The organism is Streptomyces sp. NPDC051183 (genome assembly GCF_040682455.1).
Classification (GTDB): Bacteria; Actinomycetota; Actinomycetes; order Streptomycetales; family Streptomycetaceae; genus Streptomyces.
In genome coordinates, this window is the sequence record NZ_JBFBBA010000014.1 from 108,237 (window position 1) to 134,600 (window position 26,364).

The following is a 26,364-nucleotide window of genomic DNA, read 5'->3' on the forward strand; positions in this document are numbered from 1 at the left end:
GCAGCCCCGGACCGCGAGCGGCGGTCCGGGGCTGCCGGCGTTTCTTGTGGATCAGCGGGTTACGCGGAGAGGCGCTCGGCGGCCTTGCGGCGCGCGTCGCGGACCACACCGATGACCAGCACCACGGCCGCGACCAGCAGCGACAGCAGGACGACCTCGCGGTTGGCGTCGTCGAAGAGCATGTAGCCCAGGACGAAGACGATCATCGCCGCGGTGGCCCAGGTCAGGTACGGGAAGAACCACATCTTCACGGTGACCTTCTCCGGCGCCTCGCGCATGAGGATCCCGCGCATCCGCAGCTGGGTCAGGCAGATGACCAGCCACACGAAGAGCGCGATCGCACCCGAGGAGTTCAGCAGGAAGTTGAAGACCGTGTCCTTGAAGGCGTAGTTGAAGTAGACGGCGACGAAGCCGAACACCACGGAGCCGAGGATCGCGGCGGTCGGCACGCCCCGCTTGCTCACCTTGGCGAAGGCCTTCGGGGCGTCCCCGCGCTCACCGAGCGAGAAGGCCATCCGGGACGCCGTGTACAGGCCCGAGTTCAGGCAGGACAGCACGGCGGTCAGGACGATGACCTCCATGATCGTGCCGGCGTTCGCGATGCCGATCGAGTCGAGGGCGGCGACGTAGGAGCCCTTCTCGGTGATCGACGGGTCGTTCCACGGCAGCAGCGTCAGGACGATGAAGATCGAGCCCAGGTAGAAGACGCCGATGCGCCAGATCACCGAGTTGGTGGCCTTGGTGACCGCGCGGCGCGGGTCCTCCGACTCGCCGGCCGCCAGGGTGACGATCTCGCTGCCCATGAAGGAGAAGACGACCATCAGCACGCCGGTGAGGATGGAGCCCCAGCCGTTCGGCATGAAGCCGCCTGCGTCGGTCAGGTGCGCGAAGCCGGAGCCCGGGTTGTCCGAGCCGGGCAGCACGCCGAAGACGGCCAGCATTCCGACGATCACGAACGCGCCGATGGCGACGACCTTGATGCCCGCGAACCAGAACTCGAACTCGCCGTAGGAGGCGACCGAGCCGAGGTTGGTGACGGTCAGGACCGCCATCACGATCAGCGCCCAGGCCCACTGCGGGACGGACGGGATCCAGCTCTCCAGGATGGCGGCACCGGCGGTGGCCTCCACCGCGAGGACGACGACCCAGAAGAACCAGTACAGCCAGCCGATGGAGAAGCCGGCCCAGCGGCCGAGCGCGCGGTCGGCGTAGGCGGAGAAGGAGCCCGAGTTCGGGCTGGCGGCGGCCATCTCACCGAGCATGCGCATCACGAAGACCACCATCGCGCCGACCAGCGCGTAGGAGACCAGGATGGCGGGGCCGGCCTTGGCGATACCGCCACCGGAGCCGACGAAGAGGCCGGCGCCGATGACACCGCCGATGGCGATCATGGACAGGTGGCGGTTCTTGAGACCGGCCTTCAGACCGTCGGAGGACTGGGCGTCACCGGGTTCACCGGTGGGGTCGCCTGCCTTCTGAAGGGTCGTCGTGGAGCTCATGGACGGATCCTTAGGTTCTCGGGTTGCGAGCCCCGGCATTCAAACCTGAGATGAACGCAGGGCGGAAGACCCCAATCCGGATCGTTGCGCAGGGGCGAACGTCCGGGACCTCGGTCCCGCGGTGTCCCATCTGCGTTCTTTGGGTTTACTTGAGCTTTAGAAGTGACTTACGCGACACCCGCTGCGGGCCACCGGGCCCGCTCGTGCCACACTCGAACCATGCGCGTGTACCTCGGTTCCGACCATGCCGGCTTTGAGCTCAAGAACCACCTGGTGGACTGGCTCAAGAACAACGGCCACGAGCCCGTCGACTGCGGGCCCCACATCTACGACGCGGTGGACGACTACCCGCCGTTCTGCCTGCGCGCCGCGGAGAAGACCGCCGCGGACGCCGACAGCCTCGGCGTCGTGATCGGCGGCTCCGGCAACGGCGAGCAGATCGCCGCGAACAAGGTCAAGGGCGTCCGCGCCATCCTCGCCTGGAGCGTGGAGACCGCGAAGCTCGGCCGCGAGCACAACAACGCCAACGTCATCTCCGTCGGCGGCCGGATGCACACGCAGGACGAGGCCGTCAGCTTCATCGAGGCCTTCCTGGCGACCCCGTACTCCGACGAGGAGCGCCACACCCGCCGCATCGAGATGCTCTCCGCCTACGAGACGACCGGCGAGCTCCCCCCGATCCCGGCCCACCACCCGCAGGGCTGATTCCGCTTTCCGGCCGTGCCGCCCCCGGGGGTGGCACGGCCGTTTCCGTTCAAGGAGCACCGCCGTGCCCGAGGGGCATACGATCCACCGCCTCGCCCAGGACCACCGCCGGCGGTTCGCCGGCCGGGAGGTCTCGGTCAGCAGCCCCCAGGGGCGGTTCGCCGAGAGCGCGGCCCTGCTCGACGGACGTGCCCTGGACGGCGTCGACGCCCACGGCAAGCACCTCTTCCTGGGCTTCGGGGAGAACGGCTGGATCCACATCCACCTCGGGCTCTTCGGCAAGTACGCGCTCGGCCCCGCACCGGCCCCGCCGGCCACCGACACCGTCCGGCTGCGCCTGGCCAACGACGACTGGTTCTCCGACCTGCGCGGTCCGACCACCTGCGCGTGGATCACGGACGAGGAGAAGCGGGCGGTCAGCGACCGGCTCGGCCCGGACCCCCTGCGGACCGGCGACGACCCGGACCGCGCCTGGGCCCGGATCTCCCGCTCCCGCACCACCATCGCCGCCCTGCTCATGGACCAGAAGATCGTCTCGGGCGTGGGCAACGTCTACCGCGCCGAGGTCCTCTTCCGGCACGGCATCGACCCGTACCGGCTCGGCAGGGACCTCGCGCGCGGCGAATGGGACGCCATGTGGGCGGACCTGGCCGCGCTGATGCGCGAGGGCGTACGCAAGAACCGCATCGACACCGTCCGCGACGAGCACCTGCCCGAGGCCATGGGCCGGCCGCCGAGGGTGGACGACCACGGCGGCGAGGTGTACGTGTACCGAAGGGCGAACATGCCCTGCCACATCTGCGGGGGCGAGATCCGCACCGCCGGTCTCGCCGCCCGCAACCTCTTCTGGTGCCCGGGCTGCCAGCCCCGCTAGGGGATGTCTGGCGGATCAGGGTCGGGTAGCCCGGGTCAGAACCCGTGCGGGAGCCAGGGCGCCACATCGCCCGCGAAGGCGCGCGAAGCCTCGGCCACCGCGCCCGGGCGCAGCTCGCGCACGTGCCCGGCCGCCGCCAGCGAAGTGAGGGTGACCCCGCCGAGGTACGCCGAGCCCAGCTCCCGGACCGACAGCTCCAGGTCCGCGGGCTCCTCGGTCCGGGTGCAGACGGCGGAGCCCCCGGCGTCGACCGCGAGCCGCCACCGGCCCCCGTTCCACGGGCAGAACGCGTCCTCCACCTGCATGACCACGTCCAGCGGAGCCCCGTAGGTCCGCGCCCCGAGCGCCGCGGGCAGGTCCACCAGCCGTACGTGCAGTGCGTCCCGGTGCCGCACCTGGGTCCGCCGGATGTCGCTGACCAGGTGGAGCACCGGATCGTCCACCGGCCGCCCGTACGCCTGCACCCGCCAGGTCAGGTCGATGTCGAAGAAGTACCGCCACAGTGCCGCGTACGCCGCCGGGTCCAGCGCCTCCACCTGCTGGACGTGGACCTTGCCGTCCGAGCCCGACTGCTCCCAGTCCGCCTTGACCCGGTAGCGCGCGTACCCGACGACCTCGCCGTCCGGCCCCTCGGCCAGCACGCACTTCAGCGGGGACGCGCCGTTGCGCACGGCCGCCGGGTCCAGCAGCCCCTGCCGCTCCCAGCCCGGCTGCCGGGCCGGCATCCCGGGGCGCCGCGCGACGAGCCCGGCGTAGACCCGCTCGCAGTCGGCCAGCGCCTTCTCCGGGTCGGCGAGCCGCAGCCGTACGTCGTCGGTCCCCGGCGGCACGGAGAGGCGTACCCGCGTGGTGTCGATGTCGACGGACACGGCGTAGGCGGCGGTGCCGTAGCCGAAACGCCCGTAGATCGCCGGATCCGAGGCCGTCAGCACGGCGACCGGTTCGCCACCCGCCCGGATGTCGTCCAATTGGCGGCGCATCATCGACGTCAGCACCCCGCGCCGGCGGTGCGTGGGGGCGACGCCCACCGTCGTGACCCCGGCGGTGGGGACCAGCGCGCCGCCCGGCACCGAGAGGCGGAAGGTGAAGGCCCCGGCCGAGCCGACGCAGGTCTCGCCGTCCCAGACGCCGAGAGAACGTTCCGCCTCGATCAACGACTTGTAGAGTTTCCGCTCCGCGGGGGAATCGGGCACACCACCGAACGCCAGTTCCAGATGGTCGTACCAGACATCCCACTCATCAGCTTGCAATACGCGCATCTCAAGAGCCATACAGCCATCCCTATCAGGGCATTCCGCCCCGGTCGAAGGGTTTTCCTCCGCCCGAGGGCCCCCAGGTCCGGGGGTACCCCTGCGCACTCACAGCGAGGATGGATAGGGTCCGGAACAATGGCCGGAGCACGTGTGGAAACCCTCCTGGCCCGGACGCGCATGCTGTCGCACCGGGCCCGCACCGCCCTGCGCAAATCAGCCGTCGACTACTTCCGCGGCGACGCCTCGGACTGGCTGGCCTTCGGCGGACTGCTGCTGACCATCCCCGCCATCGCCTGCGGCACCCTCATGCTGCCCGTCTGGTTCTCGCCGGCCGCGCTCGTCCTGCCGATCGTGGCCGGCGGGCTGCTGCTGCGCCCCGCCAGCCTCCTCGCGCTGTACGCGGCCTCCGCGGCCGCGCTCATCGTGGAGGCGCTGGTCCTCGGCCCGTACACCCAGGGGCCGGCCAGGGTCACCCCCGGCACCGTCCTGGTCGTCGCCGCCTGCGGGTTCTTCGGGCTGGTCATCGCACAGTTCCGCAGCCGCGTCGGCGTGCCCTGGCGGCGCGGCGGAACCATGCTCTTCGACCTGCGCGAACGCATCCGCGTCCAGAGCAAGCTGCCCGCGCTGCCCCGCGGCTGGCACCGCGAGATGGCGCTGCGCCCGGCCGGCGGCCAGTCCTTCTCCGGCGACTTCGTCGTCGCGGCCCGCACCAACGGCGGCCGGACCCTGGAGATCGTCCTGACCGACGTCTCCGGCAAGGGCATGGAGGCCGGCTCCCGGGCCCTGCTGCTGTCCGGCGCCTTCGGCGGCCTCCTCGGCGCGCTGCCCCCGCACGGCTTCCTGCCCGCCGCCAACGGCTACCTGCTCCGCCAGGACTGGGACGAGGGCTTCGCCACCTCGATCCACCTCGTCCTGGACCTGGAGACCGGCGACTACGAACTCCTCTCCGCCGGCCACCTCCCGGCCCTCCAGCTCTCGGCCGGAACCGGCCGCTGGCAGGAGAAGTCCGGCGAGGGCCCGCTGCTCGGCGTCTACGACGGCGCCGAGTTCGAACCCGCCCGCGGCAACCTGCGGCGCGGCGACGTCCTGATGCTGTTCACGGACGGCCTGGTCGAGACGGCCGACCGCGACATCAGCGAGGGCATCGACCGGCTCACCGGCGAGGCCGACCGCTACGTCGCCGCCGGCTGGGACGGCGCGGCCTGGCACCTGATCGAGAAGGTCGCCAAGGACGTCAACGACGACCGGGCCCTGCTGCTGATCCGCCGCTCCGCCTGACCCCCGCCCCGAGGTGGGGTTTTCCCCACCGCCGACCGGCCAGCCCCCGCCATGGCCCCCGCCACCCGGTGATCCGTAGCGTCGGAGGCACGGTCAAGACGTGGCCGGCGAACGCGGAAGGCGGCACACCATGGGGTTCCTGCGGAGCAAGCGGCGCACAGACGACGCGGGGGAGCGGTACGGCACCACCGCCGCCGTCGAACTGCGCGGAGTGCGCCGCCAGTACGGCCGGGGGTCCGCAGCCGTGCACGCGCTGCGCGGGATCGACCTCAGCCTGCCGCGCGGCAGCTTCACCGCCGTGATGGGCCCCTCCGGCTCCGGCAAGTCCACCTTCCTGCAGTGCGCCGCCGGACTCGACCTGCCCACCGAGGGCTCCGTCCGCCTCGGCGGCACCGAGATCACCGCGATGAACGAGAACGAACTCACCGAACTGCGCCGCAGCCGCCTCGGCTTCGTCTTCCAGGCCTTCAACCTGCTGCCCTCCCTCACCGTCGAGCAGAACGTGCTGCTCCCGATGCGCCTCGCGGGCGGCCGCTCCACCGGACGGGGCAGGGACCGGGCCGCCGACCTCCTCGCCCGCGTCGGCCTGGAGGGCAAGGGCGGGCGCCGCCCCGCGGAGCTCTCCGGCGGCCAGCAGCAGCGCGTCGCCATCGCCCGCGCCCTGGTCACCCGGCCCGACGTCGTCTTCGCCGACGAACCCACCGGCGCCCTCGACACCACCACCGCGGCGGAAGTCCTCGGCCTGCTCCGGGACGCCGTCGACACGATGAACGCCACCATCGTCATGGTCACCCACGACCCGGCCGCCGCCGCCCACGCCGACCAGGTGCTCTTCCTGGCCGACGGCCTCATCGCGGACCGGCTGCCGCGCAGCTCCGCCGCGGCCGTCGCCGCCCGGATGACGGCGCTCACCGCCCGCCCGGTCCCCTCCTACGCGGGTGCGGCCGCCTGATGTTCCCGCGCCCCAACGGCCTGGCGCGCGCGGCGGTGCGCTTTCGCCCCGCCGCGTTCGTCGGCACCTTCATCGCCCTGTTCATGACCGTCGCCATCGTCTCCGCCTGCGGGATCCTGCTGGAGAGCGGTTTGCGCGCGAGCGTCCCGCCGACGCGGTACGCCGGTGCCCCCGTGGTCGTCGCCGCCGACCAGCAGATCCACCTGCGGGTGGGCAGCGGCGAGGGCGCCTACGACTCGCCCGCGCGGGTCCCGGAGCGGGCCCGGGTCGACGCCGCCCTGCTGGACCGGCTGGCCCCGCTGGGCCGGGCGGTGCCCGACGTGGTGTTCCCCGTACGGGACGGCGAAGGCCGCACGGCCGACGCGTACGGCTGGGGCTCCACGGCCTTCAGCGGTACGAAGCTCAGCGAGGGCCGGGCTCCGGCGGGCCCGGGCGAAGTCGTCCTCGGCACAGGCCAGGGCGCCGGGCGGGTACGGCTGGACACCCCCGCCGGGACGCGGGAGCTGCGGGTCGTCGGCCACGCCACCGGGGCCGGGGTCTGGTTCTCCGACGCCGAGGCCCGCGCCCTGTCCGGGCACCCCGACGCCCTGGACGCCATCGTGCTGCTCGACGCCGACCCCGCCGAGGCGCGCGAGGCCCTGGACGGCCGCGCCCAGGTGCTCACCGGCTCCGCCCGCACCCTGGACCCCGCGCTCGCCGGCGCCAAGGAACTCCTGGCCGGCCTCGGCGGCTCCTTCGGCGGCATCGCCACCCTCGTCGCCGTCTTCACCGCCGCCGGGACCGTGGCCCTCTCCGTCGGGCAGCGCTCCCGCGAGTTCGCCCTGCTCCGCGCGATCGGAGCCACCCCGCGCCAGATCCGCCGCACGGTCGCCACCGAAGCCCTGCTCGTCGCCCCGATCGCGGGCGTACTGGGCTGCGTACCCGGCATCGGCCTCGCCTCCTGGTGGTTCGGCCGGCTCCGGGACAAGGGCGCGATCCCGGCCGGGGTCGACCTCGCCGTCTCCTGGATCCCGCTGGTCAGCGCCATCGGCATCGGGCTCGTCGCGGCACTGCTCGCCGGCTGGGCCGCCGCCCGCAGACCCGCCCGCATCCGCCCCGGCCAGGCCCTCGCCGCGGCCGCCGTGGAACGCCTGCGGCCGGGCTGGATCCGTACCCCGCTGGGCCTCGCGGCCCTGGCCGGCGGCATCGCCTGCGCGGGCCTGGCCGCCACCTCCAGCGGTGAGGACGCCGCCAACGCCGCGCTCGGCGTCGTCATGCTCTTCATGCTGGCCGTCGCCCTGCTCGGCCCGCTCATCGCCCGCGCCTGCGCCGCCGTGCTCGGACTCCCGCTGCGCGCGGGCGGTGCCTCCGGTGAACTGGCCGCCGCCAACTCCCGGGCCCACGCCCGCCGACTGGCCTCCGCCATCACCGCGATCGTGCTCGCCATGGCCTTCTCCTCGACCCTGGTCTTCCTGCACACCAGCGAGGACCGGGCCGTACGGCAGCAGCAGGAGGCGGGCCTGCTCGCCGACCACGTGCTCACCGACCCGTCCCGGGAAGCGGTGGCGAGCGGCGCCGGCACGGCCGTCACCCGCAGCTCCGTCCTCGCGGTGGTGGGCACCGGCGGCGGCCGACTGCTCCGGTCGGCCTCGGCCCAGGGCGTGTCCGGCGACATCTCCAAGGTCATGGACCTCGGCGTCCGCGAGGGCACCCTCGCCCGCCTGGCCCCCGGAACCGTGGCCGTGGACCGCACCCTGGCCGACTCCGCGCACGCCTCGGTCGGCGACCGCATGGACCTGCGCCTGCCCGACGGCACCGTGGCCACCCCCGAGATCGTGGCGGTCTACAGCCGGGGCCTCGGGCTCGGCGAGGTCACCCTCCCCGCGTCCGACCTGAACCCGCACACCACCGCCGGGCGGGCCACCGAACTCCTGGTCCGCGGCCCGCTCCCGGACGGCCTCGGCCCCGCGGAGTCGGCCTCGGCCTGGACCGCGCAGCGCAGCCTGGACCGGGAGCTCAACGCCTGGGCCAACACCACGATGGCGTCCGTCCTCGGCGGCTTCGCGGCCGTCGCCGCCGCCAACACCCTGGTCATGACCGTCCTGGACCGCCGCCGCGAGCTGGGCATGCTGCGCCTCGTCGGCTCCACCCGCCGCCAAGTGCTGCGGATGCTCCGCTGGGAGGCCCTGCTCGTCGGCTGCGCGGGGATCGGCCTGGGCACGGCGATCGCCCTGGCGACGCTGTTCCCCCTGGCCAACGCCGTCACCGGCACCTCCCCGTACGTCCCGCCCCTGCTGTACGGCTCCTTCGCGGCCGCCGCCCTGGCGCTGGCCGTGGCGGCGACCACCCTCCCGGCGCGCCGCGCCCTGCGGGTACGGGGGTAGGCCGCGGGCGCTCGGGTCAGCGCCTGAGGGGGGTCCAGGCGCCGACCCCGAGCTTTCCGGTGTTCCCGAGGTCGATGGAGTTCTTCAGCGCCAGGGTCAGGCGGGGCGCGCCCGGCCGGGGCCCGATGTCCAGCACCCAGCCCTCCACGGCCGGCACGGCCGCATCGGTGACGAGGTTGCGCCACAGGAGCCCCACCGACGCGGCCTCCCCGGGCTGGAGCGTCACCCGCTGCGGGGCGGCGTCGAGGCCGGTCGCGCTGGAGATGCCGTTCGACCCCTGCCCGACGGAGACCTCCACCGGCCGGCGCTGCCCGTCCAGCACGCGGATGTCGGGGTGGCCCTCCAGTACGTACGGCTGCGCACCGCAGTTGACCAGCTGGATCTGCGCCACCCGCAGCCCCATGGCCGCGTCCCCCGTCCCTTCGAAAGCCCGCACCCCGCCCTCGGGACACTCGGCCCCGGCCGCGGCCGTCGCCCGCGCGGTCGGCTCCTCCACGGCCTGCGGCGCGGGCGGTACGTCGCACCCCGCGAGCGCCCCCGCCAGTGCCAGCCCCCCGACAACTCCCCGCATCCACACCCTCGTCCTCATACCCAGACCCTACGAGGCCGAGCCGCCGGGCGTGGCCGGGTTGCCGGGCAGGCCGGGGTCCGGGCAGCCCGGGTTGCCGGGCGGGGCAGGGTGCCCGGCGGGCCGGGGCGTTGGCCGGGCGGGTGCCTGGCAGGCCGGGTTGCCCGGCGGGTCGGGGCGATGGACGAGTCGGGGCGACGGCCGGGGCGTCGGGCGGGCCACCTCGTCATGATTGGCCCGCCCGCCGCACCCCGGGGCGGCCTACCGTGCCCCCATGGACCGCACGCTCGCCGCCGACCTCGCCCGGCTCCCCGAACTCCTCGACGCCACCCGCCGCGCCGCCGCCGACGCCCTCGCGACCCTGGACGCGCGTCCCGTCGTACCGCCGCCGCCGGGGGAGTACGCCCCCGAGCTCCTCCCGGAGCTCGGCGCCGGCACGGACGCGGCCCTGGCCGCCTTCCAGCGGCGCTGGGCGCCCCGCCTGTCGGCCTCCGCGGGGCCCCGCTACCTCGGCTTCGTCACCGGCGGCGCCACCCCCGCCGCCCTGGCCGGGGACTGGCTGACGGCCGCCCACGACCAGAACTCCAACTCCGCCCTCGACGGCGCCGGTCAGGACCTCGAACGCGAGACGGTGGGCTGGCTCCGCGACCTCTTCGGCCTCTCCGCGGCCCACACCGGGACCTTCGTCAGCGGAGCCACCATGTCCAACACCGCCGGCCTCGCCATCGCCCGGGAGTGGCTCGGGGAACGCGCCGGGGTCTCGCCCGCCGAGGACGGCGCGGCGGCCCTCGGCCCGGTCCGCGTCCTGTCCGGCGCCCCCCACTCCTCCATCGCCAAGGCCCTCTCGGTCCTCGGGCTCGGCCGGAACTCGCTGGTCCCCGTACCGACCCTGCCCGGCCGGGAGGCCGTCGACCCGGCCGCGCTCGACCGGGCACTCGCCGACACCCGCGGACCGGCCGTGGTCGTCGCCAACGCGGGCACCGTCAACACCGTCGACTTCGACGACCTGCGCGCCGTCGCCGCACTCAAGGACCGGCACGACTTCTGGCTGCACACGGACGCCGCGTTCGGCGCCTTCGCCGCGCTCTCCCCGGAGCACGCCCACCTCGTCGCCGGGCTCGACGCCTCCGACTCCCTCTGCGTCGACCTGCACAAATGGCTCAACGTCCCCTACGACAGCGCGGTCCAGTTCACCCGCCGCCAAGACCTCCAGGCCCGGGTCTTCCAGAACTCCGCCGCCTACCTCGGCCCCCTCGGCGACCACCCCGACCTGGTCCACCTCACCCCCGAGAACTCCCACCGGCTGCGCGCCCTCGCGGCGTGGTTCACCCTGCGCGCGTACGGCCGCGAGGGCCACCGCGAGATCGTCGAACGCGACGTCGCCTGCGCCCGCGCTCTCGGCGAAGACCTCGGGCAGGGCGCCGAGTTCACCGTCCTCGCCCCGGTGCGCCTCAACGTCGTCTGCTTCACCCTGGCCGACGACCCCACTCCGGCCCGTCTCACGGCCCTGCGGGAGGCCGCCGCCGGGGACGTGTTCGTCACTCCCACCGTCTACGCGGGAACCCCCGCCCTGCGCGCCGCGTTCTCCAACTGGCGCACCACGCGCGCGGATGTACGCCGCGCCGCGCAGGCCCTCCGTACGGCAGCAAGGGAGCTCAAGTGAAGGCCCACCCCCTGACCCTCGCCGAAGTGGAGGCCCTGGCCCGCGCGGCGCACGAGGGCCAGACGGACAAAGCCGGCCGCCCCTACGCCGAGCACCTGGCGGCCGTGGCCGAAGGGGTCCGCGCCCGCGGCGGCAGCGCCGAACAGCAGGCGGCGGCCTGGCTCCACGACTCCGTCGAGGACGACGCCCTGAGCGCGCAGTGGCTGGCGGAGGCGGAACTCCCGCAGTCGGTCAAGGACATGGTCCTGGCACTCACCAAGCGCGCCGGCGAACCCCTGGAGCAGTACACGGCCCGCATCCTCGCCACCCCGGGCGCCCTGCTGGTCAAGGAGGCCGACCTCGCGCACAACGCGGACCCGGCGCGCCTGTCCGTACTGGACGCCCCCACCCGCGAGCGACTGGCCGCGAAGTACGCCCATGTCCGCTCACTGCTCGGCCTCGGTGCACCCTGACTGTGCCCGGTGCACGTGTGGTTGGCGGAAACGTTCCGACGGCGATTCGCCACGGGGCGGATAGCCGGGGCCCGTTGGTGGGAGGATGGTCCATGTGGGGGTGTGCGTGGCCGTGCGCCCCGGGCCGACCAGGGGACGACCGAAGGTGTGATCAGTAGTGGCCATTTCGCTGTCAGTCGTGGTTCTGTTGGCGATCATCCTCGTGGTGCTCGTCCGCGGCAACCACATCAAGGCCGGCCCCGCGATCGTCGCGGTCCTCTTCGGCTTCTTCCTCGCGTCCAGCTCGATCGCCCCGGACGTCAACCGCTTCCTGAACTCCCTCGCGGACACCATCGCGGGCATCAAGCTCTAGAAACGCGCCGGGGCCAGGCGGAGGAAAACACCCTCTGACCTGGCCCTGAGGCATTGCCCCTACCGGTGCCGCGGGTAAGGCTTGAAGATCGTCCGAGGTTCAGTCGGACGGGGCTGGTCCATATCAAGCCGTGGCAGTTCGTACTCGGGGACGAGGAAGCTGCTGTACGTCTCCGGAGCGGAGGACTCCCCCCAGTACACGGCGCCGGCGACCACGAACCCGCCCAGCAACCGCTCACCGAGGACGAAGGCCCGCGCGTCGCACCAAGGGTCCGGAACCGCTTCACGCAGTTCCGCCTCTTCCTCGCCGGATGCGTCGCGCAGGGTCAGCGAGGGGTAGTACGCCCGGACGGACAGGGCGCTGACGTCCTTGAAGAGCACTTCGAGCGTCGTCGAGAGGCCCTGCTCGTCATCCTGCCGCCCCCTGAGCAGCAGCTGACTGTGTCCGATGATGTAGGCGAACAGCTCGACAGGCCGCCCGAAGTCCATTGGAAGGTGGGTCAAATCGACCTGCTGAGCCACTACTTGGTCCCCCGGCCTGCGAGAATGCCTGCACCATCGTCCCGGCACCCTATCCCGAGGCGTGAGCGCCCCCACTGGTCGTCGCACCGCCCCGGAAATGCATCAGGGCCAGATCGAGGAAACATCCTCTGACCTGGCCCTGAGCCGTTTGGAGCGGGTGACGGGAATCGAACCCGCGTAGCTAGTTTGGAAGACTAGTGCTCTACCATTGAGCTACACCCGCAACGCGTGCGCCGCAGGTCCGAGGACCGCGGCACGGACAGCATCCTAGCGGGTCGCGGCGGGGGATCGCACACCGCATTTCGGAGTCGCGCGTGGCTCGCGCGAGGCCTTCCCGTAAACCAGGGGCGTCGGAGTGTCTCCGGGCATGTACCCTACGTGTCGCACCGACGGGGTGTGGCGCAGCTTGGTAGCGCGTCCGCTTTGGGAGCGGAAGGTCGTCGGTTCGAATCCGGCCACCCCGACCACCACCACCGCTCATCGTCATGATCGCGTTGTGGGCTGATTGCCGCTTGCGGTTACTATGCAAGCTGCGTGCCCGTGTGTCTGATGTACCGGGCCGAAGTCCGCCGAACCGCTGAATCTCAGCGCGACGGCAGAATCCCCAGCAGTCAGCCACAAGGAGACCGAACCGTGAAGAGCGCCGTGGAGACCCTGAACCCGACTCGGGTTCGGCTCACTGTTGAGGTGCCCTTCGAGGAGCTCAAGGACAGCCTCGACGCGGCGTACAAGAAGATCAACCAGCAGGTCACGGTGAAGGGCTTCCGCAAGGGCAAGATCCCTGCCCGCGTCATCGACCAGCGCTTCGGCCGCGGTGCGGTGCTGGAGGAGGCCGTCAACGACGCCCTCCCGAAGTTCTACACCGAGGCCGTCAACGAGGCCGACCTGAACCCGCTGGGCCAGCCCGAGGTCGACATCACGGAGCTGAAGGACGGCGAGCTGCTGGCCTTCACCGCCGAGGTCGACGTGCGCCCCGAGATCGAGATCCCGGACTACTCCGGCATCGAGGTCGAGGTCGACGCCATCGAGGTCTCCGACGAGGACGTCGAGAAGTCGGTCGAGCAGCTGCGCGGCCGCTTCGCGTCCACCAAGGACGTCGAGCGCGCGGCCGAGGACGGCGACGTCGTCACCATCGACCTGGAGGCCAAGGTCGACGGCGAGGTGCTGGAGGACGGTGTCGCCACCGACGTCTCCTACACCATCGGCTCGGGCGAGCTCCTCGAAGGCATCGACGAGGCCGTCAAGGGCCTGGAGGCCGGTGGCGAGGCCACCTTCACCTCCCAGCTGAAGGGCGGCTCCGCCGAGGGCAAGGACGCCGAGGTCACCGTCAAGGTCACCAAGGTCTCCGCCCGCGAGCTGCCGGAGCTGGACGACGAGTTCGCGCAGATGGCGAGCGAGTTCGACACCATCGAGGCCCTCAAGGCCGACAGCCGTACGCGCCTCGAGAACATGAAGCAGTACGACCAGGCCACGCAGGCCCAGGAGCGCGTCCTGGAGAAGCTGCTGGAGCTCGTCGAGGTCCCGATCCCCGAGAAGCTCCTCGCGGACGAGGTCCAGACCCGCACGCACAACCTGGAGCACCACCAGCTCGGCCAGATGGGTCTCGACCTCGACAAGTACCTCGAGATCCAGGGCAAGACCCGCGAGGAGTTCGACGCCGAGACCTCCGAGCAGGCGATCAAGGGCATCAAGACCCAGTTCGTCCTCGACGCGCTGGTCAACAAGGAGAAGCTGGGCGTCAACCAGGAGGAGCTCACCGAGCACCTCATGCGCCGCGCCGCCTCCTCCGGCATGTCCCCCGACCAGTTCGCCCAGGCCGTCGTCGAGGGTGGCCAGGTCCCGATGCTCGTCGGCGAGGTCGCCCGCGGCAAGGCCCTCGCGGTCGTCGTCGAGGCCTCCAAGGTCGTCGACACGAAGGGTGAGGTCGTCGACCTCTCCGACGACGAGGACGAGGTGGAGCAGGCCGCCGAGACCGTCGAGAACGCTGTCGACGGTGGCGCCGAGGCCGCGGCCGAAGAGGCCAAGTAGCACCTCGGGTCCCGCCCCGCGCGAGACCCGCTGAGCAGTGCCGGAAGGGCCCGGACGCAGTCGCGTCCGGGCCCTTCCGCACACCGTTTCAAGGGCCCCCGTACCTTGCGCTCCGAGCGAACAGTTCGGGAAGCGGGATGGCGTTGTCCGACCTGCGCGTTAGGGTCCATGAATACGAGGGCACGGGAGTACCCGAAGCCGGTGGGCATCGTCCGCACGGCCGGTCCGCGCCCCAGAACAAGACGCTGAGACGGCATGTGGCCGTCGGAGACGAGCAGGTGGATACGTGACGAATCTGAAGCCTTACGCCGCGGGTGAGCCGTCCATCGGTGGCGGCCTCGGCGACCATGTCTACAACCGGCTGCTCGGCGAGCGCATCATCTTCCTCGGCCAGCAGGTAGACGACGACATCGCGAACAAGATCACGGCGCAGCTCCTCCTCCTGGCCGCCGAGCCGGAGAAGGACATCTACCTGTACATCAACAGCCCCGGTGGCTCGGTGACGGCCGGCATGGCCGTCTACGACACCATGCAGTACATCCCGAACGACGTCGTCACCATCGGCATGGGCATGGCGGCCTCGATGGGCCAGTTCCTGCTGACCGGCGGCGCCAAGGGCAAGCGCTTCGCCCTCCCGAACACCGACATCCTGATGCACCAGGGCTCCGCCGGCATCGGTGGCACCGCGTCGGACATCAAGATCCAGGCCCAGTACCTGCTGCGCACCAAGCAGCGCATGGCCGAGATCACCGCGTTCCACTCGGGCCAGACCGTCGAGGCGATCATCCGTGACGGTGACCGCGACCGCTGGTTCACCTCCGAGGAGGCCAAGGAGTACGGCCTCATCGACGAGATCATCTCGGCCGCGTCCAACGTTCCGGGCGGCGGCGGCACCGGGGCCTGATCCCGGAGCACACCGTCAGTACCCAGCAGCCGACAGCCCGCAGAACGCCACCAGGATGGTGAACACCCAGATGCACATGAACAACCTCTCTCCCGCGAGCGGCCTCTACACCGGCGCTCAGGTGGACAACCGCTACGTCATCCCGCGCTTCGTCGAGCGCACCTCGCAGGGCGTGCGCGAGTACGACCCGTACGCGAAGCTCTTCGAGGAGCGCGTGATCTTCCTCGGCGTGCAGATCGACGACGCCTCGGCCAACGACGTCATGGCGCAGCTGCTGTGCCTGGAGTCGATGGACCCGGACCGCGACATCTCGATCTACATCAACAGCCCCGGCGGCTCCTTCACCGCGCTGACGGCGATCTACGACACGATGCAGTTCGTGAAGCCGGACATCCAGACGGTCTGCATGGGCCAGGCGGCCTCCGCCGCCGCGGTCCTGCTCGCCGCCGGTACCCCCGGCAAGCGCATGGCCCTGCCGAACGCCCGAGTGCTGATCCACCAGCCCTCCGGCGGCACCGGCCGTGAGCAGCTCTCCGACCTGGAGATCGCGGCCAACGAGATCCTGCGCATGCGCGACCAGCTGGAGTCCATGCTGGCCAAGCACTCGACGACCCCGCTGGAGAAGATCCGCGAGGACATCGAGCGCGACAAGATCCTCACGGCCGAGGACGCTCTGGCCTACGGCCTGATCGACCAGATCATCTCCACCCGCAAGAGCTCGGCCTGATCCTTGCCGCCAGTTGGCGTGGGCACACAGCCGCATTCGGCGATGTGAACCACGTCAAGGGGGCCCCGCACGGGGCCCCCGGCAAGGTACCGTCGGATATGAGGCACCAGGAGCGCTGAACCAGGCGTCTCCCAGGCGAAGGGGAAGCACCTCGTGGCACGCATCGGTGACGGCGGCGACCTGCTCAAGTGCTCGTTCTGCGGAAAGAGCCAGAAGCAGGTGAAGAAGCTCATCGCAGGACCCGGTGTGTACATCTGCGACGAGTGCATCGACCTCTGCAACGAGATCATCGAGGAGGAGCTCGCGGAGACCTCCGAGGTCCGGTGGGAGGAACTCCCCAAGCCTCGTGAGATCTACGAGTTCCTGGAGAGCTACGTCGTCGGCCAGGAGCCGGCGAAGAAGGCGCTCTCGGTAGCGGTGTACAACCACTACAAGCGGGTCCAGGCCGGCGAGAACGGCGGCGCGCAGGGCCGTGACGACGCGATCGAGCTCGCGAAGTCCAACATCCTGCTGCTGGGCCCGACGGGCTCGGGCAAGACGCTGCTGGCCCAGACGCTCGCCCGCATGCTCAACGTCCCGTTCGCCATCGCCGACGCGACGGCGCTGACGGAGGCCGGATACGTCGGCGAGGACGTCGAGAACATCCTGCTCAAGCTGATCCAGGCGGCCGACTACGACGTCAAGAAGGCCGAGACCGGGATCATCTACATCGACGAGATCGACAAGGTCGCCCGCAAGAGCGAGAACCCGTCGATCACCCGCGACGTGAGCGGCGAGGGCGTTCAGCAGGCCCTGCTGAAGATCCTGGAGGGCACGACCGCCTCCGTCCCGCCGCAGGGCGGCCGCAAGCACCCGCACCAGGAGTTCATCCAGATCGACACGACGAACGTGCTCTTCATCGTGGGCGGCGCCTTCGCCGGCCTGGAGAAGATCATCGAGTCGCGTGCGGGCGCCAAGGGCATCGGCTTCGGGGCGACCATCCGCTCGAAGCGCGAGATCGAGGCGAGCGACCAGTTCCAGGAGGTCATGCCGGAGGACCTGGTGAAGTTCGGGATGATCCCCGAGTTCATCGGCCGCCTCCCCGTCCTGACCTCCGTGCACAACCTCGACCGCGAGGCCCTGCTCCAGATCCTCGTCGAGCCGCGCAACGCCCTGGTGAAGCAGTACCAGCGGCTGTTCGAACTCGACGGTGTCGAGCTGGACTTCGAGCGCGAGGCGCTGGAAGCCATCGCGGACCAGGCGATCCTCCGCCAGACCGGCGCGCGCGGCCTGCGCGCCATCATGGAGGAAGTCCTGATGTCGGTGATGTACGAGGTCCCGTCCCGCAAGGACGTGGCCCGCGTGGTCATCACCGCGGACGTGGTCCGCTCCAACGTCAACCCGACGCTGGTCCCGCGGATCGTCCCGAAGGACCAGGGCCCGCACGAGAAGTCGGCGTAGCCGCAAGGCGGTACGCGGAGCAGAAGGGGCGCCCCCGACCGGGGGCGCCCCTTCTGTTTCTGGACCACCTTCAAGGATAATCAGACAAATTTTCGACTCTGTCTGGTGTGGAGGTTATTTCCTTGATCGGCTCCCCCTCGAGCCGTTTCCGATCGAGGGATAAGAGCGTGAAGTTGAACCGTGTGATGGGAGTCCTGGCGGTGGCAGTCGCCGCTACCGGGCTGCCGCTGGTGGCGGCTTCGCCGGCGTCGGCCGATCAGGGCGATTGTCAGTACTACCTGCATTCAACCGGCTATGTGGTCGGTCCGAACGTGCAGAGCGCCAACTCCCCTGCCGGGCTGTAACTGCCCGTGCCGGGCGCTGGCTTGTCAGGCCTTGACGCGCGCGGTGGCGTAGAGCTTCGCGTTCAGATCGGCCGTCTGGGCCAGGGTGTAGCCCTTGCCGCCTGTCATCACCTTGCCGATGTCGATGCCGATGGTCATGCCCATGGTGCTGTAGTCCGTCCAGATGCACATCGGCATCGTGATTTCCTTGGGCTGCAGCGGGTTGGTGGAGGGCTTCTTGGAGACGATCTTCACCTCCTGGCACTTCATCAGCGCACCACTGAAGCCAGCGGGCTTGAAGGTCTCCGGGGAGCCGATGAACTGCACATCGGCGTCCTTGTCCTCCTTCGTGAGGCTGGAGGTCTTCATCAGCTGGAAGGAGGCGTCGAGGGTCTTCGCGGGGTCGGCGATCTCGCCGTAGAACCCGGAGAAGCTGAGGGACTTGCCCTCTAGGGGCTTGGCGGGGTTGGTGATCTCGTACCCCTGGCTGACCTTGGTCGGGTTCTTGATCCCGATCGCCTCGGTCTCCTTCTTCTCGTTGTCGTCCATGGTGCTGTCGCCTGCCTTGGCGCTCTTCTTGAAGTCGTTCACCGTCGCCGGCGGGACGATCTTGTAACCCTTGGTGTCAGCTGAGACATCGCCGTTGCCGGCACCCTTGTTCAGGAACCAGTACCCGCCGCCCGCGACCACCGCGACCGCGACGACCACCGCGATGATGACGCCCGCCTTGGACTTCTTCGGGGGCTGCCCGCCGTACGGGGCCTGCTGCTGGGGGTAGCCGTAGCCGCCCTGCGGGGGCTGCTGGGGGTACCCGGGCTGCTGCGGGTATCCCTGCGGCGGTACGCCCGGCTGCTGCGGGTAGCCGTAACCGGGCTGGGGGGCGGGCTGCCCGTACGGTCCCGGTGCCTGCGGGGGCTGCTGCCCGTAGGGTCCCGGCTGCTGCGGCTGCTGCCCGTACGGTCCCGGCTGGTTGTAACTCATCCCGCGTCCCCCTGTGAGGTTGCTTATCCGTTTCTCACATCCTGTCGGAAGCCGAAGCCGCGCAGGGCCGCGGGTCCCGGGAAAGCCGGTTTCATGACTGGACTGTTACGGCTCTAAACTGTGCCCCGTGACCGAGAACACGCAGACACCCAGCGCCCCCAACTCCGAACTGCCGACCACGTACGCGCCGGCCGACGTAGAGGGGAAGCTCTACGAGCGCTGGGTAGAGCGTGGGTATTTCGAGGCCGACGAGAAGAGCGAGAAGCCTCCGTACACCATCGTCATCCCGCCGCCGAACGTCACGGGCTCGCTCCACCTGGGCCACGCCTTCGAGCACACGCTGATCGACGCCCTGACCCGCCGCAAGCGCATGCAGGGCTTCGAGACCCTGTGGCAGCCCGGTATGGACCACGCCGGCATCGCGACCCAGAACGTCGTCGAGCGCGAGCTCGCCAAGGAGGGCAAGTCCCGCCACGACCTGGGCCGTGAGGCGTTCGTCGAGCGCGTCTGGCAGTGGAAGGGCGAGTCCGGCGGTCAGATCTCCGGCCAGATGCGTCGCCTCGGCGACGGCGTCGACTGGTCGCGCGAGCGCTTCACCATGGACGAGGGCCTCTCCGAGGCCGTCCAGACCATCTTCAAGAAGCTCTACGACGACGAGCTGATCTACCGCGCCGAGCGCATCATCAACTGGTGCCCGCGCTGCCTCACCGCGATCTCGGACATCGAGGTCGAGTACCAGGACGACGACGGCGAGCTCGTCTCCATCCGCTACGGCGAGGGTGAGAACTCCATCGTCGTCGCGACGACCCGCGCCGAGACGATGCTGGGCGACACGGCCGTCGCCGTCCACCCCGAGGACGAGCGCTACAAGCACATGGTCGGCACCGAGATCGAGCTGCCGCTGACCGGCCGCCGCATCCCGATCGTCGCCGACGAGCACGTCGACCCGGAGTTCGGCACCGGCGCCGTCAAGGTGACCCCGGCGCACGACCCCAACGACTTCGAGATCGGCCAGCGTCACGGCCTGCCGAACCTCGCCGTCATGGACGAGCACGCCATCATCACGGCCCACGGCCCCTTCCAGGGCCTGGACCGGCTGGAGGCCCGTTCCGCCATCGTCGCCGCACTGCGCGCCGAGGGCCGCATCGTCGCCGAGAAGCGCCCGTACACCCACTCCGTGGGCCACTGCTCGCGCTGCAAGACCACCATCGAGCCGCGCCTGTCCATGCAGTGGTGGGTCAAGGTGGGTCCGCTCGCGAAGGCCGCCGGTGACGCGGTTCGCGACGGCAAGGTCAAGATCCACCCGCAGGAGATGGAGAAGCGGTACTTCGACTGGGTCGACAACCTCCACGACTGGTGCATCTCGCGCCAGCTGTGGTGGGGCCACCGCATCCCCGTCTGGTACGGCCCGAACGGCGAGGTCGTCTGTGTCGGACCGGACGAGCAGCCGCCCGCGGGCGAGGGCTGGACCCAGGACACCGACGTCCTCGACACCTGGTTCTCCTCGGGCCTGTGGCCGTTCTCCACGCTCGGGTGGCCGCGGCAGACCGAGAGCCTGGCGAAGTTCTACCCGAACTCCGTCCTGGTCACCGGCTACGACATCCTCTTCTTCTGGGTCGCCCGGATGATGATGTTCGGCCTCTACGCGATGGACGGCACCCCGCCGTTCCACACCATCGCCCTGCACGGCATGGTCCGCGACGAGCGCGGCAAGAAGATGTCGAAGTCCTTCGGCAACGCCGTGAACCCGCTGGACTGGATGGACAAGTACGGCTCCGACGCCGTCCGCTTCACCCTGGCCCGCGGCGCCAACCCGGGCGTCGACGTCCCGATCGGCGAGGACTGGGTCCAGGCCTCCAGCAAGTTCGCCAACAAGATCTGGAACGCCACGCGCTTCGCGATGATGAACGGCGCCACGATCGAGGGCGACCTGCCGCCGGTCGAGCAGCTGTCGGCGACCGACCGCTGGATCCTGTCCCGGCTGAACGAGACGGTCGCTCAGGCCGACGCGTTCTACGAGGACTACCAGTTCTCGAAGCTGTCGGACGCCCTCTACCACTTCGCGTGGGACGAGGTCTTCGACTGGTACGTCGAGCTGTCGAAGACCACCTTCTTCGCGGGCGGCGAGCCGGCCAAGGCCTCCGCCCGGGTCCTCGGCGAGGTCCTCGACGTCATGCTGCGGCTGCTGCACCCGGTGGTTCCCTTCGTCACCGAGACGCTGTGGACCGCGCTGACCGGCGGTGAGTCCCTCGTGATCGCCGACTGGCCGAAGTCCGTGTCCGTTCCTGGGGCCGACGCCCCGGGTGGATTCCGCGATGCGGCCGCCGAGGCCGAGATCGAGGCCGTCCAGAGCCTGGTCCGGGAGGTCCGCCGGTTCCGCAAGGAGCAGGGGCTCGACGACAAGCAGAAGGTCCCGGCCCGCCTGGACCTGTCCGCCACCTCGCTGACAGCCCACGAGGCCGCCATCCGCCAGGTGCTGCGCCTCCAGCCGGAGGGCGACGGCTTCAGCGCCACCGCGACCCTGCCCGTCGCCGGTGCCACGGTCGCGCTCGACCTGTCGGGCACCATCGACATCCCGGCGGAGCGCAAGCGCCTGACCAAGGACCTGGGCGCCGCCGAGAAGGAGAAGCAGCAGGCGGAGGCGAAGCTCGGGAACGAGGCGTTCATCGCCAAGGCTCCCGACAACGTCGTGGACAAGATCAAGGGCCGGCTCTCCAAGGCCGAGGCGGACATCGCCCGGCTCCAGGCCCAGCTGGACGCGCTGCCCGCCGCCTAGCAGCCCGTACGAAGGCAGAGCACACAGGGAAGGCCCCCACACCGTCGGTCGATGTGGGGGCCTTCCCCGTATGCCTTCCCCGTGCCGGGGCCGGCATCACAGCAGGCGGGTGCCGAACTGTCCGAGGATCAGCCCGGCGAGCACCGCGTACAGGGCGGCCGGGACCAGCCAGTGGGGGACCGCCCGCAGCCGTGAGCCGGGCGCGGCCAGCTGCCGGGTGACGTACCAGAACAGCGGGATCATCACCGCCCAGACGACCATGCACCACGGGCAGAGCGCCCCGATCACGTACAGGCACTGGCTGATCAGCCACACGGTGAAGGCGAAGCCCGCGGCGGTCGCGGCCCACAGGACGAGCCACAGCCGGCGGGGGAACGCGGCGCCGGCCACGAGGGCCGCGCCCAGACCCGCCAGCGCCGCGAAGCCGGCGATGCCGAGCAGCATGTTGGGGAAGCCCAGCAGGTTGCTCTGCCAGGTGGTCATCACGTCGCCGCAGCTGAGGACCGCGTTGACATTGCATCCGGGTGTGAAGAGCGGGTCCTCCAGGGTGCGGATGCGGTCGTACGTGAGGACGGCCGAGGCCAGCGTGCCGATCAGGCCACCGATCAGCAGGAGCAGTGCCGTACCCAGGGAGGTACGGACGGGGCGGGTGTCATCGGTCGTCATTCTTTCGACGCTACGAGAGCCGCGGCGCCCCCCGGCAGGGCGGAAGGTCGCGGCCCGCAGGGCCTTCCGGCCCCTTTCCGTGATGACTGGAGTGCGGTATATCACTCCATTTGCGGCGTTGGCTGGATCGGATCGCGGCCGCCGACGACGGATGATGGGGGACATGCACGTCAAGCCCGTCGCCTCGGCGCTCAACTGGGCCGCGGCCACCGGCCGCCGGCTCAGCGAGGGCTGGTCCGGGTCACCGCGGACGCTGGACGTGCTGGCGGCACTGAGCTGCTTCGCCCTGATGGCGCTGGACCTGCCGGGTCTGGCGGCCGCCGACAACTCGCTCAGCGGCCCCGCCGCCGCCTTCGTGCTCGCCGCGGGCTGCGCGAGCCTGCTGGTGCGGCGCCGGGCGCCGTGGGTCTCGTTCCTCGCCGCGCTGCTCTTCATCGGCTGGCTCCACGAGCTCACCCTGATCCAGTTCGCGCTCTACTCGGTCGGCCGCTACCGCGGGCGCCGGGCCGGGATCCTGGCCACCCTCGGGTACGTGGCCTTCGCGCTGGTGCTGTTCAGAGTGCCGGACTGGCCCGAGCAGCGGGTCGAGACCCTCAGCTCCTTCCTCAGCCTCGTCGTGCCCATCGGGGTGCTCGCCTCGGCCGTGGGCATCGCCGCCTACCGGCACGACCTGGTGCGCGAGATCGCCGCCCGGCGGGCCGAGTCCGCCGTGTTCCAGGCCGTCCAGCAGGAGCGGACCTCGGTCGCACGCGACGTCCACGACTTCGTCGGGCGGGAGCTGACGCTGCTCACGGTGCGCTCCGAGGTGCTGTCGATGCGGGCGCGGGAGACGGCGTACGCGAAGGACTTCGAGGAGCTCGCGGACACGGCGCGCCGGGCCCACCTGGTGCTGAACGAGATCATCGTGCAGCGGGGGGAGCGGGCCTCGACCCCGGGCGTCGACGGGCTGGCGGCGCTCGCGGAGGAGAGCGGCCGGGCCGGTTCGCCCGTACGGCTGGCCATGGACCCGGACGTGAACGGGGTGTCGCCGCTGCGGCAGGCGGCGGTCTACCGGGTGGTGCAGGAGTGCCTGACCAACGCGGCCAAGCACGCCCGCGGCGAGACCATCGAGGTGTCGATCACGGCGGAGGGGGACCGGCTGCGGATCGCCGTGCGCAACGGCCTGCCCGACCGGAGCCCGACCAGGGCCCCGGTCTCGGCGGGCTCGGGCACGGCGAGCATGTCGGAGCGCGTGCGCAGCCTGGGCGGGGACCTGAAGGCGACGCGCACCCCGGACGCGTACGAGGTCGTGGCCACCCTCCCGCGCGGCTGAGCCGCGCGGCCCGTCCCGAGCCGGTCAGGCCCGGGCCGGGGCCAGCAGGCTGCTCAGGGTGTCCAGGTCCTCCACGCACCTGCCGGAGCCCAGCGCCACGCAGTCCAGCGGGTCGTCCGCCACGAAGACCGGGATGCCGGTCGCGGAGGCCATGCGCAGGTCCAGGCCGGGCAGCAGTGCGCCGCCGCCGGTCAGGACGATGCCGTGTTCCATCACGTCGCCGGACAGTTCCGGCGGGCACTCCTCCAGGGTGGTGCGCACCGCGGCGATGATCGCCTCGATCGGCTCGTCGAGCGCGGCCCGCACGTCCGTGGCGGCGAGCTGGAGCGTCTTGGGCATGCCGCCGACCTTCTCGCGGCCCCGCACGGTGAAGGTGCGGGTCTCCAGCTCGGGCTGTCCGGGCACGGGCCAGGCCGAGCCGATGCCCACCTTGATGTCCTCGGCGGAGCGCTCGCCGATGAGCAGCGAGTGCTCCTTGCGCACATAGTCCATGATCGCGGCGTCCAGCCGGTCCCCGCCGACGCGCAGCGACTGGGAGGTGACGATGCCGCCCAGCGAGATGACGGCGACCTCGGAGGTGCCGCCGCCGATGTCGACGACCATCGAGCCGCGCGGCTCGGACACCGGCAGTCCGGCGCCGATCGCGGCCGCCATGGGCTCCTCGATCAGGTGCACGACCTTGGCGCCGGCCCGGGTGGAGGCGTGGACGATGGCCCGCCGCTCGACGGGGGTCACCCCGGACGGTACGCAGATCACCATCCGGGTGCGGGTCCGGCGGCCGGGGACGGCCTTGCGGACGAAGTGCCGGATCATCTCCTCGGCGGCCTCGTAGTCGCAGATCACGCCGTCCTTGAGGGGGCGGATCGCGGTGATGGAGCCGGGGGTGCGGCCGATGGTCTCCTTGGCCTCGGCGCCTACGGCCAGGGCCGTGGTCGTGCCCGCCTTGACGGCGACCACGGACGGCTCATTCAGGACGATGCCGTGCCCCCGCGCATAGACGAGCGTGTTGGCCGTCCCGAGGTCTATCCCTATGTCGCGGCTGGATGCTGTCTTGTTGGTGCTGGCCTGCGGCATTTGTTCCCCAATCTCCTGCCCGCAAGGCTTGCATAACGATACGGTCGCTTCCGTCGCCGAAGGTCCCGAAACGGCCGGGCCGAAAGTCCTTGGGGTCCGCGTCCGTAGACTGGGCTCCGTGAGTGAGCAGCAGCCCGACAGCCACGACGGCCCCTTCGACGGTTCCGCCGGACCCGACGAGTTCGACCGGATCGTGGCGGCAGAGTCCGACCGTGACCCCGACCTGGCGGTGATCGAGGCGGGCAGCCGCACCCTGCGCGCCCAGGCCGGCCCGCCCCAGGGCGACCCGGTGCCCCAGGCGCCCGTCGACCCCGAGGTGGCGAAGGCGCTGCAGGAGGTGGAGCAGGAGCTGGCCGCCCGCTGGGGCGAGACCAAGCTGGAGCCGTCGGTGTCGCGGATCGCGGCGCTGATGGACGTACTGGGCGAGCCGCAGCGCGCGTACCCGTCCATCCATGTCACCGGCACCAACGGCAAGACCAGCACGGCCCGCATGATCGAGGCCCTGCTGAACGCCTTCGAGCTGCGCACGGGCCGCTACACCAGCCCGCACGTGCAGTCGATCACCGAGCGGATCAGCCTGGACGGGGCGCCGATCACCGCCGAGCGGTTCGTGGAGACCTACCACGACGTCAAGCCGTACGTGGAGATGGTGGACGCGGCCCAGCAGTACCGGCTGTCGTTCTTCGAGGTCCTCACCGGCATGGCCTACGCGGCCTTCGCGGACGCCCCGGTGGACGCCGCCGTGGTCGAGGTCGGCATGGGCGGCAGCTGGGACGCGACCAACGTGATCGACGGCTCGGTCGCGGTGGTCACCCCGATCAGCCTGGACCACACGGACCGGCTCGGCTCCACGCCGGGCGAGATCGCGCAGGAGAAGGGCGGGGTCATCAAGCAGGGCGCCACCGTGATCCTGGCGCAGCAGCCGGTGGACGCGGCGCAGGTGCTGCTGAAGAAGGCCGTCGAGGTCGATGCGACGGTGGCCCGCGAGGGCATGGAGTTCGGCGTGGTGACCCGCGAGGTCGCCGTCGGCGGCCAGCAGCTGACGCTGCGCGGGCTGGGCGGCGAGTACGACGGCATCTTCCTGCCGCTGTACGGCGCCCACATGGCGCACAACGCGGCCGTGGCGCTGGCCGCGGTCGAGGCCTTCTTCGGGGTCGGCGGCGACGGCGCGCGGGTGCTGGACGCCGACACGGTGCGCAAGGCCTTCGCCTCGGTGACCTCGCCGGGCCGGATGGAGGTCGTGCGGCGCAGCCCGACGGTGGTCCTGGACGCGGCGCACAACCCGGCGGGCGCGGCGGCCACGGCCGAGGCGGTCACCGAGTCCTTCGGCTTCAGCCGGCTGATCGGCGTGGTCGGCGCCAGCGAGGGCAAGGACGTGCGGGGGCTCTTCGAGGCCTTCGAGCCGATCCTCGCGGAGGTGGTGGTGACGGAGAACTCCAGCCACCGCTCGATGGGGGCCGACGAGCTCGCCGCGATCGCGGTGGAGGTCTTCGGGCCGGACCGGGTGCAGGTGGAGCCGCGGCTGGACGACGCCATCGAGGCGGCGATCACCCTGGCGGAGGAAGAGGCCGAGTACGGCGGGGCCGGTGTCCTGGTGACCGGGTCCGTGATCACGGTGGGCGAGGCCCGCCTGCTGCTGGGGAGGGGCTGAGG

At 71.1% G+C, this 26,364-nt stretch carries 23 protein-coding genes and 2 tRNA genes; 17 read left to right on the forward strand and 8 right to left on the reverse strand.

Annotated features, from left to right (window positions below; translation table 11 throughout):
* Nucleotides 1–59: 59 nt before the first annotated feature.
* Nucleotides 60–1,499 (reverse strand): amino acid permease, encoded by a 1,440-nt coding sequence (locus AB0M99_RS15100; protein WP_365920331.1) that lies wholly within the window; start codon nt 1,497–1,499, stop codon nt 60–62.
* 219 nt (nt 1,500–1,718) lie between these two features.
* Here AB0M99_RS15100 and AB0M99_RS15105 point away from each other — a divergent pair, with 219 nt between their 5' ends.
* Nucleotides 1,719–2,204, forward strand: a complete 486-nt coding sequence (locus tag AB0M99_RS15105; protein ID WP_365920333.1) for a ribose-5-phosphate isomerase — start codon at nt 1,719–1,721, stop codon at nt 2,202–2,204.
* A 64-nt stretch (nt 2,205–2,268) separates the two neighbouring features.
* A complete protein-coding gene (locus tag AB0M99_RS15110) occupies nt 2,269–3,078 on the forward strand; it encodes a DNA-formamidopyrimidine glycosylase family protein (protein WP_365920335.1) in 810 nt (269 codons plus the stop codon).
* Nucleotides 3,079–3,113: 35 nt separating this feature from the next.
* On the opposite strand, the gene AB0M99_RS15115 is transcribed toward AB0M99_RS15110, so the two are convergent.
* Entirely contained in the window at nt 3,114–4,349 is a 1,236-nt protein-coding gene (locus AB0M99_RS15115) for a GNAT family N-acetyltransferase (protein ID WP_365920337.1), read from the reverse strand.
* Between the two features lie 117 nt (nt 4,350–4,466).
* On the opposite strand from AB0M99_RS15115, the gene AB0M99_RS15120 reads away from it, so the two are divergent.
* The 3 genes from AB0M99_RS15120 (at nt 4,467) to AB0M99_RS15130 (ending at nt 8,924) form a co-directional block, all read left to right on the forward strand.
* The gene (locus AB0M99_RS15120; protein ID WP_365920339.1) at nt 4,467–5,609 is read left to right on the forward strand and encodes a PP2C family protein-serine/threonine phosphatase; all 1,143 of its coding nucleotides are present in this window, start codon (nt 4,467–4,469) and stop codon (nt 5,607–5,609) included.
* A gap of 130 nt (nt 5,610–5,739) precedes the next feature.
* Nucleotides 5,740–6,561: an ABC transporter ATP-binding protein gene (locus AB0M99_RS15125; protein WP_365920341.1), complete on the forward strand. Its 822-nt coding sequence runs from the start codon at nt 5,740–5,742 to the stop codon at nt 6,559–6,561.
* Nucleotides 6,561–8,924: an FtsX-like permease family protein gene (locus AB0M99_RS15130; RefSeq protein ID WP_365920343.1), complete on the forward strand. Its 2,364-nt coding sequence runs from the start codon at nt 6,561–6,563 to the stop codon at nt 8,922–8,924. The genes AB0M99_RS15125 and AB0M99_RS15130 overlap by 1 nt, the downstream gene beginning before the upstream one ends.
* A gap of 16 nt (nt 8,925–8,940) precedes the next feature.
* Here the strand turns inward: AB0M99_RS15130 and AB0M99_RS15135 are convergent, their stop codons facing one another.
* Nucleotides 8,941–9,513, reverse strand: coding sequence for a DUF4232 domain-containing protein (locus AB0M99_RS15135; protein ID WP_365920345.1), 573 nt, complete (start codon nt 9,511–9,513; stop codon nt 8,941–8,943).
* 253 nt (nt 9,514–9,766) lie between these two features.
* Between AB0M99_RS15135 and AB0M99_RS15140 the strand changes: the two genes are divergently transcribed.
* The 3 genes from AB0M99_RS15140 to AB0M99_RS15150 all read left to right on the forward strand — a co-directional run bounded on the left by AB0M99_RS15140 (nt 9,767) and on the right by AB0M99_RS15150 (nt 11,959).
* Entirely contained in the window at nt 9,767–11,155 is a 1,389-nt protein-coding gene (locus AB0M99_RS15140) for a pyridoxal-dependent decarboxylase (protein WP_365920347.1), read from the forward strand.
* Nucleotides 11,152–11,607: an HD domain-containing protein gene (locus tag AB0M99_RS15145; RefSeq protein WP_365920349.1), complete on the forward strand. Its 456-nt coding sequence runs from the start codon at nt 11,152–11,154 to the stop codon at nt 11,605–11,607. The genes AB0M99_RS15140 and AB0M99_RS15145 overlap by 4 nt, the downstream gene beginning before the upstream one ends.
* A 157-nt stretch (nt 11,608–11,764) precedes the next feature.
* Nucleotides 11,765–11,959: a hypothetical protein gene (locus AB0M99_RS15150; protein WP_365920351.1), complete on the forward strand. Its 195-nt coding sequence runs from the start codon at nt 11,765–11,767 to the stop codon at nt 11,957–11,959.
* A 59-nt stretch (nt 11,960–12,018) separates the two neighbouring features.
* Here the strand turns inward: AB0M99_RS15150 and AB0M99_RS15155 are convergent, their stop codons facing one another.
* Together AB0M99_RS15155 and AB0M99_RS15160 are read right to left on the reverse strand one after the other, a co-directional pair.
* Nucleotides 12,019–12,462 (reverse strand): hypothetical protein, encoded by a 444-nt coding sequence (locus tag AB0M99_RS15155; protein WP_365920353.1) that lies wholly within the window; start codon nt 12,460–12,462, stop codon nt 12,019–12,021.
* A gap of 167 nt (nt 12,463–12,629) precedes the next feature.
* Nucleotides 12,630–12,703, reverse strand: a tRNA-Gly gene (locus tag AB0M99_RS15160).
* Nucleotides 12,704–12,870: 167 nt separating this feature from the next.
* Here AB0M99_RS15160 and AB0M99_RS15165 point away from each other — a divergent pair.
* The 6 genes from AB0M99_RS15165 to AB0M99_RS15190 all read left to right on the forward strand — a co-directional run bounded on the left by AB0M99_RS15165 (nt 12,871) and on the right by AB0M99_RS15190 (nt 17,923).
* A tRNA-Pro gene (locus tag AB0M99_RS15165) sits at nt 12,871–12,947 on the forward strand.
* Nucleotides 12,948–13,113: 166 nt separating this feature from the next.
* A complete protein-coding gene (tig, locus tag AB0M99_RS15170) occupies nt 13,114–14,508 on the forward strand; it encodes a trigger factor (protein ID WP_365920355.1) in 1,395 nt (464 codons plus the stop codon).
* A 286-nt stretch (nt 14,509–14,794) separates the two neighbouring features.
* Nucleotides 14,795–15,412, forward strand: a complete 618-nt coding sequence (locus tag AB0M99_RS15175; protein WP_030649990.1) for an ATP-dependent Clp protease proteolytic subunit — start codon at nt 14,795–14,797, stop codon at nt 15,410–15,412.
* 55 nt (nt 15,413–15,467) lie between these two features.
* The gene (locus tag AB0M99_RS15180; protein WP_362045227.1) at nt 15,468–16,139 is read left to right on the forward strand and encodes an ATP-dependent Clp protease proteolytic subunit; all 672 of its coding nucleotides are present in this window, start codon (nt 15,468–15,470) and stop codon (nt 16,137–16,139) included.
* Between the two features lie 153 nt (nt 16,140–16,292).
* Nucleotides 16,293–17,579: an ATP-dependent Clp protease ATP-binding subunit ClpX gene (gene clpX / locus AB0M99_RS15185; protein ID WP_030229634.1), complete on the forward strand. Its 1,287-nt coding sequence runs from the start codon at nt 16,293–16,295 to the stop codon at nt 17,577–17,579.
* A 167-nt stretch (nt 17,580–17,746) separates the two neighbouring features.
* Complete coding sequence (locus tag AB0M99_RS15190; RefSeq protein ID WP_365920358.1) at nt 17,747–17,923, forward strand: hypothetical protein; 177 nt, start codon at nt 17,747–17,749, stop codon at nt 17,921–17,923.
* A 24-nt stretch (nt 17,924–17,947) separates the two neighbouring features.
* On the opposite strand, the gene AB0M99_RS15195 is transcribed toward AB0M99_RS15190, so the two are convergent.
* Complete coding sequence (locus AB0M99_RS15195) at nt 17,948–18,883, reverse strand: hypothetical protein (protein ID WP_365920360.1); 936 nt, start codon at nt 18,881–18,883, stop codon at nt 17,948–17,950.
* A 127-nt stretch (nt 18,884–19,010) separates the two neighbouring features.
* Between AB0M99_RS15195 and AB0M99_RS15200 the strand changes: the two genes are divergently transcribed.
* Nucleotides 19,011–21,659, forward strand: a complete 2,649-nt coding sequence (locus AB0M99_RS15200) for a valine--tRNA ligase (protein ID WP_365920362.1) — start codon at nt 19,011–19,013, stop codon at nt 21,657–21,659.
* Nucleotides 21,660–21,755: 96 nt separating this feature from the next.
* Here AB0M99_RS15200 and AB0M99_RS15205 read toward each other — a convergent pair whose 3' ends face one another.
* The gene (locus AB0M99_RS15205; protein ID WP_365920363.1) at nt 21,756–22,325 is read right to left on the reverse strand and encodes a vitamin K epoxide reductase family protein; all 570 of its coding nucleotides are present in this window, start codon (nt 22,323–22,325) and stop codon (nt 21,756–21,758) included.
* Nucleotides 22,326–22,488: 163 nt separating this feature from the next.
* Between AB0M99_RS15205 and AB0M99_RS15210 the strand changes: the two genes are divergently transcribed.
* Entirely contained in the window at nt 22,489–23,637 is a 1,149-nt protein-coding gene (locus tag AB0M99_RS15210; protein WP_365920364.1) for an ATP-binding protein, read from the forward strand.
* 24 nt (nt 23,638–23,661) lie between these two features.
* Here AB0M99_RS15210 and AB0M99_RS15215 read toward each other — a convergent pair whose 3' ends face one another.
* Nucleotides 23,662–24,711 (reverse strand): rod shape-determining protein, encoded by a 1,050-nt coding sequence (locus AB0M99_RS15215; RefSeq protein ID WP_365920366.1) that lies wholly within the window; start codon nt 24,709–24,711, stop codon nt 23,662–23,664.
* A gap of 118 nt (nt 24,712–24,829) precedes the next feature.
* On the opposite strand from AB0M99_RS15215, the gene AB0M99_RS15220 reads away from it, so the two are divergent.
* Nucleotides 24,830–26,362 carry a folylpolyglutamate synthase/dihydrofolate synthase family protein gene (locus AB0M99_RS15220; protein WP_365920368.1) on the forward strand — a complete coding sequence of 511 codons (1,533 nt, stop codon included), beginning with the start codon at nt 24,830–24,832 and terminating at the stop codon, nt 26,360–26,362.
* Nucleotides 26,363–26,364 lie beyond the last annotated feature (2 nt).